Source organism: Paraburkholderia sp. D1E, from assembly GCF_052682275.1.
Window position 1 is genome coordinate 1687123 of the sequence record NZ_JBQYMB010000001.1, and the last position, 16453, is coordinate 1703575.

Below are 16453 nucleotides of genomic sequence, written 5' to 3' on the forward strand. Positions count from 1 at the left end.
GGGTATTACTATCGGCGGGAACATTTCTTTGCTTGCTTGAGGCGTCGCCGTCGAACCGGTCGACGCGCTACGCATTCCGGCGATGGCCATGTACACGTCACGCGGGATCGAATGGCTCGACGACAGCCTCCCCGATCTGGCCGAGGGGCATGCAAGGAATCAAACGTATGACGTGGTAATGCTCACCGCAGTGTGGATGAGCCTGGATGCGCAGCAACGTGTGCGGCATGCGCTTGCCATGCGTGACGCACGACAAGCGCAACCCGTTTTAACGGTCGAGGAACGACTTCAGGCGATCTGCGCGGCTCGGATGCATCAGCTTACGCATTGCCTTGCTTTCGATCTGACGAATCCGCTCGCGCGTGACGTCGAACTGCTTGCCGACTTCTTCAAGCGTGTGGTCCGACTTCGTGTTGATGCCGTAGCGCATACGCAGCACCTTTGCTTCGCGCGGCGACAGCGAGTCGAGCGCGTCGTCGATGGCGGCGCGTAAGTCGGCCTGCATCGCTGCATCAGCCGGCGAGGACGCGGCCGAATCTTCGATCATGTCGCCGAGCGTGGCGTCGCCGTCGTCGCCGACTGGCGTCTCCATCGACACAGGCTGCTTGGCGATCTTCAGAATGCCGCGCACCTTCTCTTCCGACAGTTCCATGCGTTCGGCGAGCACCGACGGATGGGCTTCCTGACCGGTCTGCTGCAAGATCTCGCGCGAAATGCGGTTGAGCTTGTTGATCGTTTCGATCATGTGCACCGGCACGCGAATCGTGCGCGCCTGATCGGCGAGCGAGCGCGTCACGGCCTGGCGAACCCACCACGTTGCATACGTCGAAAACTTCCAGCCGCGGCGGTATTCGAACTTGTCCACCGCCTTCATCAAACCGATGTTGCCTTCCTGGATCAGGTCGAGGAACAGCATGCCGCGGTTCACGTATTTCTTCGCGATCGAGATCACGAGACGCAGATTCGCCTCGATCATCTCGCTCTTGGCCTTGCGCATCTTCGACTCAGCCGCGACCATCTGACGATTGATCTCTTTCAGATGCTTGAGCGGCAGCGAAACGGTCGCCTCGATGTCGATCAGCTTTTGCTGCTCCGATTGGATCGCCGGCAGATGGCGTTCCAGCGCCGCGCCGAACGCCGACGCACCGCGCGCGGCACGTTCAGTCCAACCCAGGTCGGCTTCATGACCCGAAAACGACTCGATGAACTGCTCGCGCGGCATGCCGCTCTTCGTCACGACGATTTGCAGAATGCGACGCTCGATCGCGCGAACCTGCGCGACCTGATGTTGCACGTCGCCACACAAACGGTCGATGGTGCGTGCCGTGAAGCGGATCTTGGCAAGGTGCTGCTGGGTCTCCTGGCGGGCACGCAGGTAGGCCTTCGAGCTGACGTCGCCGCGCGTGTGCGAGGCGTTCATCTGGTCGGACAGGATGCCGACCTGGGCGAAGATTTCGAGGCAGTCGTTCGTGAGCTGCTTCAGACGTGCTTCGTCCGCTGCCGAGGAATCGGCCGGGCCGGCGTCGTCGTCGTCTTCGCTATCGCTGTCGTCATCGTCGGTCGCGTCGGTGTCAACGTCCGCCGCGGCGTCCGCGCTCGCACTGGCGTCTTCCGCAGCGACCGTGTCCTCATTCAGACCGTCGACCAGCTCGTCGATGCGCAATTCGCCGTCCGCGACCTGCTGGGCGCTCGCCAGAATGGCGGAAATCGCGAGTGGGCAAGCGGCAATCGCCTGCACCATTTCGTGAAGACCGTCTTCGATGCGCTTCGCAATCGCGATTTCGCCCGCGCGGGTCAGCAGCTCGGTTGCGCCCATTTCGCGCATGTACATGCGCACGGGGTCGGTCGTACGGCCAAACTCGGAATCGACAGTGGACAACGCGACTTCGGTTTCCTCGTCTGCCTGATCGTCCGACACCACGGCGGGGGCGTTCGAGTTGAGCAGCAGGGTTTCCGCATCCGGAGCCTGCTCGTAGACCGCCACGCCCATGTCATTGAAGGCGCTGACGATGCTGTCGATAGCCGCCGTTTGCGCGAAGTTGTCGGGCAGGTGGTCGTTGATCTGCGCGTGGGTCAGGTAGCCTTGCTCCTTGCCCAGCTGGATCAGCGCGCGCATCTGGCGCTGGCGTTCTTCGGCTTGTTGCGGCGCAAGTTCAGCCGCTACGGGGATCGCTTTGCCGCCGCCTTTGCCCTTGGCTGTGCGGCCAGCGGGCGCCTTGGCGGTGTAGCCGGCAGTTTCGTGTTGCGAATCTTCGCGATCAAAAGGGTTCACGTATTCTCCTCTAGAGGCTTCGCTATGAGACGCAAGACGCGACCGTCAGGCGTTTCGAGCATGGCTCAACATCACCTGAGTGACTCAACGCGGTTGTTTGGCTGTGCTCTGGGGAGCAAAAAAGATGAGCCCGCGTGAAGCGGGCCGATAGAAAAGTGCGAAATTCGCGCGGCTCGCATTATATACGACCTTGCGCCTTCGCGCTCATTGTGAGCACACCATTTTGTCGTGCACTCCTGTCGCAGACTCCCTCGCGCCCCGCTGGTCATGGGCGGGTGCTCGTTACGAACGGCGTGCCGGCCATTCGTCGCGCCTAACGACAAGCCTCTTACTATAGATGAACTCACGCGTCCTCGCACGGCGTGCTCACATTTTGCCGCCTCACTATATATAGGGGCGCTATAGCTGGACGCAAGTTCTGGCGTTGATTCGCTTTTGCCCCAAAGAAAATTCACAAAAGGGGGTTGACGACATGCCGGCCGTTCTTCATAATCTCGTTTCTCTGCTGCAGATGCAGCGACGCAGAACGAAGCGGTGCCGGGTGGTTGTGAGGTTGACGACACGCGGTGCGGTTTTTGGTAGTGAATGCGAAATCGATCTTTAAAAATTAACAGCCGATAAGTGTGGGCGCTTGATGCGCGACGCGGCGGTGGGTCCTTCGGGGCCTGCTGCAAAAGCGAAAGTATCAAGTCTCACACTAGTATTAAAGGAAGGTTTTCCTGCTGGGGTGGAAACACGGCGGCAGGATGATCATTCGTCAGTACGTTGAGTGAGCGACCGGGTTCGAAAGAGCCCGAAAAACAGTAACAGGTTTGAACTGAAGAGTTTGATCCTGGCTCAGATTGAACGCTGGCGGCATGCCTTACACATGCAAGTCGAACGGCAGCACGGGGGTAACCCTGGTGGCGAGTGGCGAACGGGTGAGTAATACATCGGAACGTGTCCTGTAGTGGGGGATAGCCCGGCGAAAGCCGGATTAATACCGCATACGCTCTACGGAGGAAAGGGGGGGATCTTAGGACCTCTCGCTACAGGGGCGGCCGATGGCAGATTAGCTAGTTGGTGGGGTAAAGGCCTACCAAGGCGACGATCTGTAGCTGGTCTGAGAGGACGACCAGCCACACTGGGACTGAGACACGGCCCAGACTCCTACGGGAGGCAGCAGTGGGGAATTTTGGACAATGGGGGCAACCCTGATCCAGCAATGCCGCGTGTGTGAAGAAGGCCTTCGGGTTGTAAAGCACTTTTGTCCGGAAAGAAAACTTCTGCCCTAATACGGCGGGAGGATGACGGTACCGGAAGAATAAGCACCGGCTAACTACGTGCCAGCAGCCGCGGTAATACGTAGGGTGCAAGCGTTAATCGGAATTACTGGGCGTAAAGCGTGCGCAGGCGGTCCGCTAAGACAGATGTGAAATCCCCGGGCTTAACCTGGGAACTGCATTTGTGACTGGCGGGCTAGAGTATGGCAGAGGGGGGTAGAATTCCACGTGTAGCAGTGAAATGCGTAGAGATGTGGAGGAATACCGATGGCGAAGGCAGCCCCCTGGGCCAATACTGACGCTCATGCACGAAAGCGTGGGGAGCAAACAGGATTAGATACCCTGGTAGTCCACGCCCTAAACGATGTCAACTAGTTGTCGGGTCTTCATTGACTTGGTAACGAAGCTAACGCGTGAAGTTGACCGCCTGGGGAGTACGGTCGCAAGATTAAAACTCAAAGGAATTGACGGGGACCCGCACAAGCGGTGGATGATGTGGATTAATTCGATGCAACGCGAAAAACCTTACCTACCCTTGACATGTATGGAACCTGGCTGAAAGGTCGGGGTGCCCGAAAGGGAGCCATAACACAGGTGCTGCATGGCTGTCGTCAGCTCGTGTCGTGAGATGTTGGGTTAAGTCCCGCAACGAGCGCAACCCTTGTCCCTAGTTGCTACGCAAGAGCACTCTAGGGAGACTGCCGGTGACAAACCGGAGGAAGGTGGGGATGACGTCAAGTCCTCATGGCCCTTATGGGTAGGGCTTCACACGTCATACAATGGTCGGAACAGAGGGTCGCCAACCCGCGAGGGGGAGCCAATCCCAGAAAACCGATCGTAGTCCGGATCGCACTCTGCAACTCGAGTGCGTGAAGCTGGAATCGCTAGTAATCGCGGATCAGCATGCCGCGGTGAATACGTTCCCGGGTCTTGTACACACCGCCCGTCACACCATGGGAGTGGGTTTTACCAGAAGTGGCTAGTCTAACCGCAAGGAGGACGGTCACCACGGTAGGATTCATGACTGGGGTGAAGTCGTAACAAGGTAGCCGTATCGGAAGGTGCGGCTGGATCACCTCCTTTCTCGAGCTAGACGTGTCAAAGCGTTGAGCGCTCACGCTTATCGGCTGTGAAATCAGGACAGATACGCAGACAGACTCAGGGGTCTGTAGCTCAGTTGGTTAGAGCACCGTCTTGATAAGGCGGGGGTCGATGGTTCGAATCCATCCAGACCCACCACTGTTTCTGCGGTGGCTGCAGCTAACCGGTGAGGACCCCGGGGCGAACAGGTTGCGTGATCTGTATGACTGGGGGATTAGCTCAGCTGGGAGAGCACCTGCTTTGCAAGCAGGGGGTCGTCGGTTCGATCCCGTCATCCTCCACCAATCTTCAATGCCTAGCGTTCGGTATTTACCGAGCTTTATGCATTGGCGATTGAGCCAGTCAGAGTGATATGAAGCAGAGCTTTATATCGGCTGTCGTTCTTTAACAATCAGGAAGAAGTAGTAAAGAGATTCACGAAAGCGTGTCTAGAGATGGGCATGTGAGTAGGTGAATCAGGGTTGTGATTGTATCAATGTATGAAAAGGGAAATCGAAAGATTGCTCTTGGAATACGGCGCAACACGAATACTCAACCTGTAGCGACTGTGACGAAACACTTCATCCCCCGTGGATGCAGTGCGAGACACACCCGTTATAGGGTCAAGCGAACAAGTGCATGTGGTGGATGCCTTGGCGATCACAGGCGATGAAGGACGCGGTAGCCTGCGAAAAGCGGGGGGGAGCTGGCAAACGAGCTTTGATCCCCCGATGTCCGAATGGGGAAACCCACCTCTATTGAGGTATCCATGGCTGAATACATAGGCCATGAGAAGCGAACGCGGTGAACTGAAACATCTAAGTAACCGCAGGAAAAGAAATCAACCGAGATTCCCAGAGTAGTGGCGAGCGAAATGGGACCAGCCTGTACTCTTTATCTTCATTGTTAGTCGAAGGCTCTGGAAAGTGCCGCCATAGCAGGTGATAGCCCTGTAGACGAAAACAGCGAGGAAGAACTGGGTGTACGACAAGTAGGGCGGGACACGTGAAATCCTGTCTGAAGATGGGGGGACCATCCTCCAAGGCTAAATACTCGTGATCGACCGATAGTGAACCAGTACCGTGAGGGAAAGGCGAAAAGAACCCCGGGAGGGGAGTGAAATAGATCCTGAAACCGCATGCATACAAACAGTAGGAGCCTCCTTGTGGGGTGACTGCGTACCTTTTGTATAATGGGTCAGCGACTTACATTCAGTGGCAAGCTTAACCGATTAGGGAAGGCGTAGCGAAAGCGAGTCCGAACAGGGCGTTCAGTCGCTGGGTGTAGACCCGAAACCAGGTGATCTATCCATGGCCAGGATGAAGGTGCGGTAACACGTACTGGAGGTCCGAACCCACTAACGTTGAAAAGTTAGGGGATGAGCTGTGGATAGGGGTGAAAGGCTAAACAAACCTGGAAATAGCTGGTTCTCTCCGAAAACTATTTAGGTAGTGCCTCGTGTATCACCTTCGGGGGTAGAGCACTGTCATGGTTGTGGGGTCCATTGCGGATTACTACGCCATAGCAAACTCCGAATACCGAAGAGTGCAATCACGGGAGACAGACATCGGGTGCTAACGTCCGGTGTCAAGAGGGAAACAACCCAGACCGCCAGCTAAGGTCCCCAAATATTGCTAAGTGGGAAACGAAGTGGGAAGGCTAAAACAGTCAGGAGGTTGGCTTAGAAGCAGCCATCCTTTAAAGAAAGCGTAATAGCTCACTGATCGAGTCGTCCTGCGCGGAAGATGTAACGGGGCTAAGCAATATACCGAAGCTGCGGATGCACATTTATGTGCATGGTAGGAGAGCGTTCCGTAAGCCTGCGAAGGTGCATTGAAAAGTGCGCTGGAGGTATCGGAAGTGCGAATGCTGACATGAGTAGCGATAAAGGGGGTGAAAGGCCCCCTCGCCGTAAGCCCAAGGTTTCCTACGCAACGTTCATCGGCGTAGGGTGAGTCGGCCCCTAAGGCGAGGCAGAAATGCGTAGCTGATGGGAAGCAGGTTAATATTCCTGCACCATTGTTAAATGCGATGGGGGGACGGATCGCGGAAGGTTGTCCGGGTGTTGGAAGTCCCGGTTCCTGTGTTGGAGAAGGCGCTCAGGCAAATCCGGGCGCGCAATTCAAGGGCATGGGACGAGCCGCTTAGGCGGTGAAGCAACTGGAAGTGGTTCCAAGAAAAGCCTCTAAGCTTCAGTTTAACAAGACCGTACCGCAAACCGACACAGGTGGGCGAGATGAGTATTCTAAGGCGCTTGAGAGAACTCGGGAGAAGGAACTCGGCAAATTGGTACCGTAACTTCGGGATAAGGTACGCCCCTGTAGCTTGATGCGCCTGCGCGCAAAGGGTGAAGGGGTTGCAATAAACTGGTGGCTGCGACTGTTTAATAAAAACACAGCACTCTGCAAACACGAAAGTGGACGTATAGGGTGTGACGCCTGCCCGGTGCCGGAAGATTAAATGATGGGGTGCAAGCTCTTGATTGAAGTCCCGGTAAACGGCGGCCGTAACTATAACGGTCCTAAGGTAGCGAAATTCCTTGTCGGGTAAGTTCCGACCTGCACGAATGGCGTAACGATGGCCACACTGTCTCCTCCCGAGACTCAGCGAAGTTGAAGTGTTTGTGATGATGCAATCTCCCCGCGGCTAGACGGAAAGACCCCATGAACCTTTACTGTAGCTTTGCATTGGACTTTGAACCGATCTGTGTAGGATAGGTGGGAGGCTATGAAGCGTGGACGCCAGTCTGCGTGGAGCCGTCCTTGAAATACCACCCTGGTTTGTTTGAGGTTCTAACCTTGGCCCGTGATCCGGGTCGGGGACAGTGCATGGTAGGCAGTTTGACTGGGGCGGTCTCCTCCCAAAGTGTAACGGAGGAGTACGAAGGTACGCTAGGTACGGTCGGAAATCGTGCTGATAGTGCAATGGCATAAGCGTGCTTAACTGCGAGACCGACAAGTCGAGCAGGTGCGAAAGCAGGTCATAGTGATCCGGTGGTTCTGTATGGAAGGGCCATCGCTCAACGGATAAAAGGTACTCTGGGGATAACAGGCTGATACCGCCCAAGAGTTCATATCGACGGCGGTGTTTGGCACCTCGATGTCGGCTCATCTCATCCTGGGGCTGTAGCCGGTCCCAAGGGTATGGCTGTTCGCCATTTAAAGAGGTACGTGAGCTGGGTTTAAAACGTCGTGAGACAGTTTGGTCCCTATCTGCCGTGGGCGCTGGATATTTGAAGGGGGCTGCTCCTAGTACGAGAGGACCGGAGTGGACGAACCTCTGGTGTACCGGTTGTCACGCCAGTGGCATCGCCGGGTAGCTATGTTCGGAAGAGATAACCGCTGAAAGCATCTAAGCGGGAAACTCGCCTTAAGATGAGATATCCCCGGGGCTTCGAGCCCCTTGAAGGGTCGTTCAAGACCAGGACGTTGATAGGTCAGGTGTGGAAGCGCAGTAATGCGTTAAGCTAACTGATACTAATTGCCCGTAAGGCTTGATCCTATAACAGGTGTGTTTTGCGTGATGAGTTAGCACTTCAGTGCTTACTCAGGACCACCCCCGAAGGGGGCAGGGACACACGACGCACGGTTGAGATCAGTGTTGTGCCAGAAACAACACAACTCCCGCTGGTGAGCATCACCAGAAACTACTTCTTCCAGATTGGCTGTATTGCTCCCCGAGCAGTACGGCAACAAGTCATGCCTGATGACCATAGCGAGTCGGTCCCACCCCTTCCCATCCCGAACAGGACCGTGAAACGACTCCACGCCGATGATAGTGCGGATTCCCGTGTGAAAGTAGGTAATCGTCAGGCTCCCCTGCAGTAACAGAAACCCCACCCCTCAACGGTGGGGTTTCTGCGTTTACCGCAGCAAAAACGGCGTCAATATTGCCGAAAAATCGCCGACGGGGGACCCCCGCCGACCTAAGCTATCCCATCCCGCTAAGCCCGTTTCCGCATCGGCATCTGATACGACAAGCCTGCGGTAAAGCGGTCGAGTCGTTCGCTGGCATCGGTGATCGCCCAAAGGGGTGCGCTGTGCAGTTGCCGATCGTAATTTGTTGTGATTTCGGCGAAAAGCGCGAAGCCTGCGCTGTCCAATCTCCACTCGCCGGTCTCACGGCCGATATCGAAAACCGTCGATACCGCGCCCTCTGCCGCGCCAAGTTGCTCGCCGGTCACCGAGCCGAAGCCAGACTCAGCCAGAAAGCCCGCCAGCAGCATGACTTGCGTGAGTGTTTGCGCGTCGCTCGTGCTGCCGGCGCCGCGGCGCAAGGCGTCGAGTGCCAGATGTACGCGCAGAGCGAGGTCGTCGGCGATCTGCCGGGCGATCGGCAGCAGCATCGCCTTGGCATGCCGCGCACGCGCCACGCCGGCGTTACGGGAAAATGGGATAGCTTGTGCCATGAAGGTCCAATGTTTATGCTTGTGCAGATGCAATAACGGCGCGGGCGGCAAAAGGTTGAGGCCCCGTCGCGCCAATCCCACGCTAACCGGCCGTCAGGCCCGGCAGCCGGCCGTTTTGCGGGGACAAGCGGTTGCCTCGCAAGCAGCCGATCGCAGATATGACGTGATGGTGTCGCCTTCGCGCACGTCGCTGTCGAGGCGCACCGCGCTACCGTGGCACACCTCACGCGCCTAAGCTTTCATTCCGCTCGCCTGCTGACTTTCGTTTTCCCGCCATCCTGTCGCAATGTTTCGTTGACCAACCCTCGGAACCATCGATGTCCCGCGTCATTGTGATACCGGGCGTGCCAGAACTGTTGCACGGTCAGATCGGGTAGTTCGATCGGTAGCTCAAACACGTCGACATTGGCAAGCCGGGCGAACAGATCCGCGAGCTCGTCCGGTACGGCCGCGACAAAGTCTGACGTCGCCACGAGACTCGGTACCGCCAGCAGGTACGGCACATCCACGCCGACTTTCAAACGCGCGCCGTGGCGCCTCAATTCTTTCTCGAGCAGTTGATTGGTCAGTGCTAACGTGCCGGCGACCACATGCTTTCTCTCCATGAATTGCTCGAGCGTCATGCGCACTTTCTTGCGCGTCTTGCCGCCCCGGACGATGCCGACCAGCGACCGGCGAAATAGCGGTTGCTGACGAAGATTCTCTCCGAGCTTGCCGAGATAGCCGATTGCCAGATCCACGGCGCCGTCCTGAAGCGCGCTTGCGAGTTCGAGGGACGGTACCTGAATCGGCTTCAGTGAAGCCAGCGGTGCACGTTCGCGCAGCGCTGCCAGCAGCCTCGGCAGCAGCACGATCACACCCATGTCGCTCAGGCAAACCGAGAACGTGCGGATGGACGTGCTGGCATCGAATGATTTCGCACTCCAGATTTCCTGTTGCACGACATTCAGCACATGCGCAACACCTTCGATCAGACGCTCGCCAACCGGTGTCGGCGCCATCACAGAACCGGCGCGGACGAACAGATCGTCCTGAAACAGGGTGCGTAGTTTACCGAGTGCATGACTCACCGCCGGTTGTGTGAGACCCAACCGGTCTGCCGCTCGCGACACGCTTCGCTCATCGGCCAGCGCTTGAATGACATACAGGAAGTTAAGGTCGGGTGGCGTCATCTATGCACCAGTTTCATAATGAATATGAAAGTCATTGTATAGATTTATACAGTGTCGACGTTTATTGTCCCACCACGGACACAAAAGGATAGGAGACGGAAGTGGTGGACTGCGACGTAATCATCGTGGGCGGCGGCCCAGTTGGGTTGTTTTTAGCTGCTGAACTTGGGCAGCGTGGCATCAGCGTCGAAGTATTCGACTGCAAGCCTGGCACCAGTACACACCCCGCCGCGAACGCCAATAGCGCACGGACAATGGAACATTTCCGCCGTATCGGCATTTCCTCCACCGTTCGTTCGCTGGGTTTGCCGCGCGACTACGCGCCGGATGTCGCTTACTTCACGTCGATCGTGGGTCATGAGCTGGCTCGCCTTTCGCAGCCCGCATCGCGTGATGCCGTGGAGTGGGCCAAAGCACACTCGTTTACGTGGGCGACGGCTGAGCCGCCGCACCGCTGCTCACAACTCTATGTCGAGCCTGTTCTGCTGAATGTGGCGCGTAGCAATACCACCTGCCGTGTGCATTTCAGTGCAACTGTCGTTGAGTTTTCGCAAAACGACGAGGCGGTCGAGGTGACTGTCGAAATGAATGCAACCGCTGCACGTCCAGCACAAACGCGGACCGTTACCGCGCGCTATCTGATCGGCTGCGACGGCCCGCGCAGTTTCGTGCGCAAATCATTGGGCGTGCGGTACGAAGGTGTCGCCGGCGAAAAGCGGGAATTCATGGGTGGGCAGATGTCCGCCGTATACTTTTACGCTCCGGACATCTATCGCGTTAGCCCGCACGCTCCTGCCTGGCAGTACTGGACATTCAGCCAGAAGCAACGTGCGCTAATCATCGCAGTCGACGGTCAAGGTCATTTCATCATGAACGTGCAGATGCGCGACGATGAAGTGCCCGACGACGGCAGTGTTAGACGGCGTATCGCCGAAGCGATCGGTGCCGACATTCCTTTTGAGTTGAAAAGCAGTTCGACGTGGACCGCGGGTTTCACGCTGGTCGCGGAACAGTTCTCCGTTGGCCGGGTGTTCCTCGCCGGCGATGCGGCCCATCTCTTCACGCCCACAGGCGGCCTTGGTTACAACACGGGGATTGAAGACGCGGCGAATCTCGCCTGGAAACTCGAGGCAATGATCAAGGGCATCGCGGGCGAAGCGCTCGCCACTAGCTACGAAGCCGAACGCCGTCCCGCCGCACTGAGAAACACCGCGTTCGCACGCGGATTCGCCGACAGCATTGGCCATTTACAGGTGCCTGCCGAGACGCATGTGAACGGAGCAAGCGGTGAAGCAGCGCGCGCTGCAGTGGGCGATTACCTCGCGTTTCATGCCACGGCCGAATTCGTGATTCCAGGTGTTCACCTGGGCACGCGCTACGAGTCGTCACCGCTTGTCGAGGCGGAACCAGGTCCTCAATCGCCTGATACCGCGAACCTTTACGTGCCATCCGCGCGGCCCGGTCATCGTGCACCGCATGCGTGGCTCGCCGATGGCGCCTCTCTGTACGATCGTTTCGGGGCCGGTTTCACATTGCTCTGCACGGGTAGCGCCGGCGCCAGTGCCGAAGGGCAATGCGAGGGTCCCCTTCATCGCGCAAAAGTAACGCTTCCGGATCTCACTGTCGTTCATATCGATGATGTGCACATCGCGGAACTCTATAAGGCTGCTTTCGTACTGATACGACCAGACCAGCATGTTGCATGGCGCGGTGACGTACTGAATGCCAGCTTTGAGAGCGCTGCATTGAGGGCGGTGGGACGCGCTCCGGAAGGCATTGCTTCATCGACAGATGTCGCTTATCCGTCTGCGGCATAGCGAACTCAAACCAGCGTCAAAAAACAAGCGACGCAAAGATATTCGAAATAAAAAGATATACCGCATAAATCAGAAATAGTTTCGCACCAAAGCGAACCCAATATTTGGAGACAAAAATGCATGCGCAAGCAATTACGCCTCATAACCTGGTGGACGACAGAAAGACGTCATCGCTACAAATTCTCACGCTGATCCTGTGTTTTTTCGTTGTCGCGGCCGACGGTTTCGATGTCGCCTCGGTGGGTTATGTAGCGCCCTTGCTAAAGAAAGCATGGTCACTGAGTCCAGCTCAGCTGGGCCCGATTTTCGGCGCAGGGCTATTTGGCCTGACGATCGGTAGTTTCCTGTTCGGGCCGCTTGCCGATCGCATCGGACGCAAGCGCGTCATTACGATCTCGCTGGTGCTGTTCGGCATCGGCAGCTTCGGGTGCGCTTATGCACCGTCGCCGATATGGCTGATTGGGCTGCGTTTCGCTACGGGGGCGGGTTTGGGCGGCGCCATGCCGAATGCGATCACATTGTCGTCCGAGTTCAGTCCGGCGCGCAGCCGCGCATTACTGGTCACGCTGATGTTCTGCGGCTTCACGCTTGGGCTGGCCTTCGGGGGTGCAGTCGCGGCATTACTGATTCCGAGCTTCGGCTGGCCGGGCGTATTCATTTTCGGTGGCCTGTTTCCGTTGCTGCTCACGCCAGTTGTCTGGCTCTGGATGCCTGAATCACTTCGCTTCATGGCAGGCAAGCCGCGTTACGAGCGGGAAGCGCGTCAGGTTCTCAGGCGGCTGACGGGAGACCCAGATACGCCTTTCGAGCAGGTGATACCCGAAGACGCCAGGACCGGTGCGGCCCGCGAAACGGCGATCGGGACGCTGTTCAGCCGTCGTTATCGCAGCGGCACCTTGCTGTTGTGGCTGGCGTTTTTCTGCACGCTCTGGGTCTACTACCAGGTCAGCAGCTGGCTGCCGACTGTCATCACCAGCGCAGGTATCGATGCTGCGCACGCCGCGCGTGTCGGCGCCATGTTGCCGTTGGGCGGCACCATCGGCGCGCTGATCAATGCACGCCTGATGGACCGCGTGAATCCGTTCTTCGTGCTGGCCGGCTCCTACGCCGTGGCTGCTGTTTCGATCGGGTTGATTGGCTTCTCGATCAACGAACCCACGTGGGTCTATGTGACCGTCTTCATGGCAGGGCTGGGGCTGTCTGGGGCACAGACCGGCGCCAATGTGCTCGTCGCCGGCTTCTATACGACTGCCGCACGCGCCACCGGCGTGAGCTGGGCGCTCGGGGTCGGCCGTATCGGCTCGATCATCGGCTCGATGACAGGTGGTGTTCTGCTGGTCGCATTTCATTCTGTCGAGGCTGCGTTCGTCGCGTTTGCCGCGCCCGTGGTCATTGCGGGTGTCGCGATGCTTGCTAACGGCTGGTTCTATCGCGATACAGACACTGCACAGGCCTGACATTCCGGTAACTGCGCGTCGTGGTCCGGGCTTTATCGAATGGACCTCGGCCGGGCTGGGCGACTTTGCCTGCAGCACGGAAGCATGACGATAGCTGACGTCATGTAAAGCTCAATTCAGCCATAAAAAATCAACGATCAGGTTCGGAGACATGAAATACAAAACGATTGCCGCAGCCGCCGCGCTCGCCATCAGCGGTTCCGCTCATGCCCAGAGCAGCGTCACGCTTTACGGGATTATCGACACCGGGATCGAGCTGGTGACGCATGCCGATGCCGCTGGCGACAAGGTCATCCGCATGCCGGGCATTACCGGCTCGATGCCGTCACGCTGGGGGCTCCGTGGCAGGGAGGACCTGGGTGGTGGACTCGCCGCGATCTTCACATTGGAAGATGGCTTCAACACGAGGGCCGGCGACATCAACCAGGGTGGTCGACTATTCGGCCGGCAGGCGTGGGTCGGATTGACCAACCAGTACGGCGCACTTACTTTTGGTCGCCAGTACACGATGACCTTCTGGGCCATCGCCGATTCCGACGCGCTTGGACCGGATATTTACGGTGGTGTCGGATCGATTGATGCGTATATCCCGAACGCGCGCAGTGATAACACGGTCGCATACAAGGGCACATTCGGTGGGCTCACGGTTGGTGCGACCTATTCGTTTGGCCGCGACTCGGCCGGTACCGGCAACTCACCCGGTCAGGGTACCTGCGCAGGCTCGATTCCCGGAAATTCTCAGGCTTGCCGACAATGGTCAGCACTGCTTCGCTATGACGCGAGTTTTTTCGGCGTTGCGGCATCGTATGACGAACAGCGCGGTGGTCCGGGCGCTGCTGCGAATATCTTCAACGGTATCGCACCAATCGCGCTGACCAACAGCGGCGATAAGGATGTGCGCACGCAATTGAATGGCTACTTCAAAGCGGGACAGTTGAAAGTGGGCGGCGGCTGGCTGGGACGTCGTGTTGAAACGGTCGCCCCCGCGTTGCCCGACGTGCATACGGATATCTTTTATCTGACCGCTACGTACTACGTGACGCCTGCTGTGGTGCTGGACGGTGGCGTGTACCGGACCGTCGATACAAAGCAGGACACGCGCGGTACCTTGACCGCACTGCGCGGCACCTATCTGCTGTCGAAGCGGACCAGCGTCTATCTGCAAAGCGGGTATCTGTTCAATAGCGCGAAGGCGCGCTATACGCTGAGTCAGGGTGGCCCCGGCACCACGCCGGCCGCCGGTATTGGACAACTCGGCGTTATGGCGGGGATCAAGCACTCATTCTAAAGAGCAGTTAGCGGACGCTCGTGATTCGCCAATACAACGGAGACAACACTCAATGCCTCGCACAACAACACTGCGCCGCGGCGCTGCAATATCGTTCATCGCCATCGTATTGGGCGGTTGCGGTAGCAACGATGTGACGCCCGAACAGTCGGCCGCGCCGTTAAACAACAACGTGACGATTGTCTCAGGTAGTCTCGTGGGCAATCCCGCGGACGCGTCGGGTATCGTCAGCTTCAGGGGGATTCCCTACGCGGCCGCGCCAGTGGGTAATCTACGCTGGAAGGAACCGCAAGCGGTGCAGCCATGGAGCGGCGTGCGGAATGCGACCACGTTCGGCGCGAAATGCTGGGCCGCGGCGGCCATGGGCGGTCCGATCGCGACGGCGAACGTCAGCGAGGACTGCCTTTACCTGAACGTCTGGAGTGGTGCGAAAACGCGCGGCGCCAAATTGCCGGTGATGGTGTGGATTCACGGTGGTGGTTTTCAGTTCGGCACGGCGTCGGACGACTCGCTGGACGGCACCGCACTGGCGAAGAAAGGTGTGGTGCTGGTGACGCTGAATTATCGGCTTGGCGTTTTCGGTCACCTGTCGAGACCGGATCTCGACGCCGAGTCGAATGGTCACAAGTCAGGGATGTACGGTATCGAGGATCAGATCGCGGCGCTCATGTGGGTGAAGAACAACATCGCTGCGTTCGGCGGTGACCCGGCTAACGTGACCGTGTTCGGCGAATCGGCGGGCTCTCATTCGGTGGGCTTGCTGATGGCGTCGCCACTTGCTACCGGCCTGTTCCAGAAAGCTATCGGCGAGAGTGGCGCATTCTGGGAAAGTGAACACGGTGAAATGAAGCCCTACGCCAATGCCCAGACGATGGGCATCGCGTTGGGCACTCAGTTCAACGCCGACACGCTCGACAAGCTGAGAGCCGTCCCCGCGCTGGCTCTGGAGAATGCGACCAACTGGACCTTTGCGACCGATCCCGGGTTGACTAACTATTCGCCGATCGTCGACGGTTATGTGTTGCCTGAAAATCCCTACGTCCGCTTCATGAATGGACGCCAGAACGACGTACCGTTGCTCGCCGGCTGGAATGCCGACGAAGGCCTGGCGTTTTTCAATCGCGCGTTGCCGAACACCAGCGTTCAGGCTTACACCGATGCTGCGTCGGCTGAATTCGGCGCCGCGAATCTGGCGAGCTTCCTTCAACTCTATCCGGCTTCGTCGGTTGCTGAGGCGGAGCAGTCGGCTCAAGTGCTGATTGGCGATCAGGTCATCAAGTACCAGACGTGGGGTTGGGTCACGCAGCAGAAGAAGACCGGCCATTCACCGGTGTTCGTCTACCACTTTGAACAGACCTCGGCGTACAACCCAATCGCCACGCACTCGACGGACGTGGCCTATGTATTCGGCAATTTTCCCGCTAAAGGGGCGGTCACGGCGAGCAGTCAGGATATGTCAGTATCCAATGCGATGCAGTCATACTGGACGAACTTCGCCCGTACGGGGAATCCGAATGGAGCCGGCCTGCCGCAATGGCCGCAGTATGCGGGAGCGGGCAGCCAGACTATGCGACTAGGTGCGGTTATCCAGGCTGGACCCGAAGAGGGCACGGCGCGCTTCCAGTTTCTGGATCGCTTCCGGGGCAACGGTCTGATTTCGGTGAGTCAGCAAAATTAGTCAGCAGAGTGCGCGGTGG

General features: G+C 57.9%; 7 protein-coding genes, 2 tRNA genes and 3 rRNA genes. 9 read left to right on the plus strand and 3 right to left on the minus strand.

Annotated features, from left to right (window positions below; translation table 11 throughout):
• Positions 1-268: 268 nt before the first annotated feature.
• Positions 269-2272 carry an RNA polymerase sigma factor RpoD gene (rpoD, locus tag ACUN0E_RS07720; RefSeq protein ID WP_408238516.1) on the minus strand — a complete coding sequence of 668 codons (2004 nt, stop codon included), beginning with the start codon at positions 2270-2272 and terminating at the stop codon, positions 269-271.
• A gap of 814 nt (positions 2273-3086) precedes the next feature.
• On the opposite strand from rpoD, the gene ACUN0E_RS07725 reads away from it, so the two are divergent.
• The 5 genes from ACUN0E_RS07725 to rrf all read left to right on the plus strand — a co-directional run bounded on the left by ACUN0E_RS07725 (position 3087) and on the right by rrf (position 8428).
• A 16S ribosomal RNA gene (locus ACUN0E_RS07725) occupies positions 3087-4617 on the plus strand.
• A 79-nt stretch (positions 4618-4696) separates the two neighbouring features.
• A tRNA-Ile gene (locus tag ACUN0E_RS07730) sits at positions 4697-4773 on the plus strand.
• A gap of 70 nt (positions 4774-4843) precedes the next feature.
• Positions 4844-4919, plus strand: a tRNA-Ala gene (locus ACUN0E_RS07735).
• A gap of 316 nt (positions 4920-5235) precedes the next feature.
• Positions 5236-8115, plus strand: a 23S ribosomal RNA gene (locus ACUN0E_RS07740).
• A gap of 200 nt (positions 8116-8315) precedes the next feature.
• A 5S ribosomal RNA gene (gene rrf, locus ACUN0E_RS07745) occupies positions 8316-8428 on the plus strand.
• Together the 16S, 23S and 5S rRNA genes with 2 tRNA genes alongside form the textbook arrangement of a ribosomal RNA operon.
• A gap of 129 nt (positions 8429-8557) precedes the next feature.
• On the opposite strand, the gene ACUN0E_RS07750 is transcribed toward rrf, so the two are convergent.
• Complete coding sequence (locus ACUN0E_RS07750; protein WP_445566173.1) at positions 8558-9022, minus strand: hypothetical protein; 465 nt, start codon at positions 9020-9022, stop codon at positions 8558-8560.
• A gap of 239 nt (positions 9023-9261) precedes the next feature.
• A complete protein-coding gene (locus tag ACUN0E_RS07755; RefSeq protein ID WP_445566174.1) occupies positions 9262-10194 on the minus strand; it encodes a LysR family transcriptional regulator in 933 nt (310 codons plus the stop codon).
• Positions 10195-10298: 104 nt separating this feature from the next.
• On the opposite strand from ACUN0E_RS07755, the gene ACUN0E_RS07760 reads away from it, so the two are divergent.
• The 4 genes from ACUN0E_RS07760 to ACUN0E_RS07775 all read left to right on the plus strand — a co-directional run bounded on the left by ACUN0E_RS07760 (position 10299) and on the right by ACUN0E_RS07775 (position 16434).
• A complete protein-coding gene (locus ACUN0E_RS07760) occupies positions 10299-12011 on the plus strand; it encodes an FAD-dependent monooxygenase (protein ID WP_445566175.1) in 1713 nt (570 codons plus the stop codon).
• Between the two features lie 116 nt (positions 12012-12127).
• Complete coding sequence (locus tag ACUN0E_RS07765; protein ID WP_445566176.1) at positions 12128-13468, plus strand: MFS transporter; 1341 nt, start codon at positions 12128-12130, stop codon at positions 13466-13468.
• A 151-nt stretch (positions 13469-13619) separates the two neighbouring features.
• Positions 13620-14756: a porin gene (locus ACUN0E_RS07770; RefSeq protein ID WP_445566177.1), complete on the plus strand. Its 1137-nt coding sequence runs from the start codon at positions 13620-13622 to the stop codon at positions 14754-14756.
• Between the two features lie 52 nt (positions 14757-14808).
• Positions 14809-16434, plus strand: a complete 1626-nt coding sequence (locus ACUN0E_RS07775; protein ID WP_445566178.1) for a carboxylesterase/lipase family protein — start codon at positions 14809-14811, stop codon at positions 16432-16434.
• The last annotated feature ends 19 nt before the right edge of the window (positions 16435-16453 follow it).

Bases quoted from the DNA above. Each gene is read 5' to 3' on its own strand.
- ACUN0E_RS07765 (WP_445566176.1), top strand. From the start codon at position 12,128: ATGCATGCGCAAGCAATTACGCCTCATAACCTGGTGGACGACAGAAAG.
- ACUN0E_RS07750 (WP_445566173.1), bottom strand. From the start codon at position 9,022: ATGGCACAAGCTATCCCATTTTCCCGTAACGCCGGCGTGGCGCGTGCG.
- ACUN0E_RS07755 (WP_445566174.1), bottom strand. From the start codon at position 10,194: ATGACGCCACCCGACCTTAACTTCCTGTATGTCATTCAAGCGCTGGCC.
- ACUN0E_RS07770 (WP_445566177.1), top strand. From the start codon at position 13,620: ATGAAATACAAAACGATTGCCGCAGCCGCCGCGCTCGCCATCAGCGGT.
- ACUN0E_RS07775 (WP_445566178.1), top strand. From the start codon at position 14,809: ATGCCTCGCACAACAACACTGCGCCGCGGCGCTGCAATATCGTTCATC.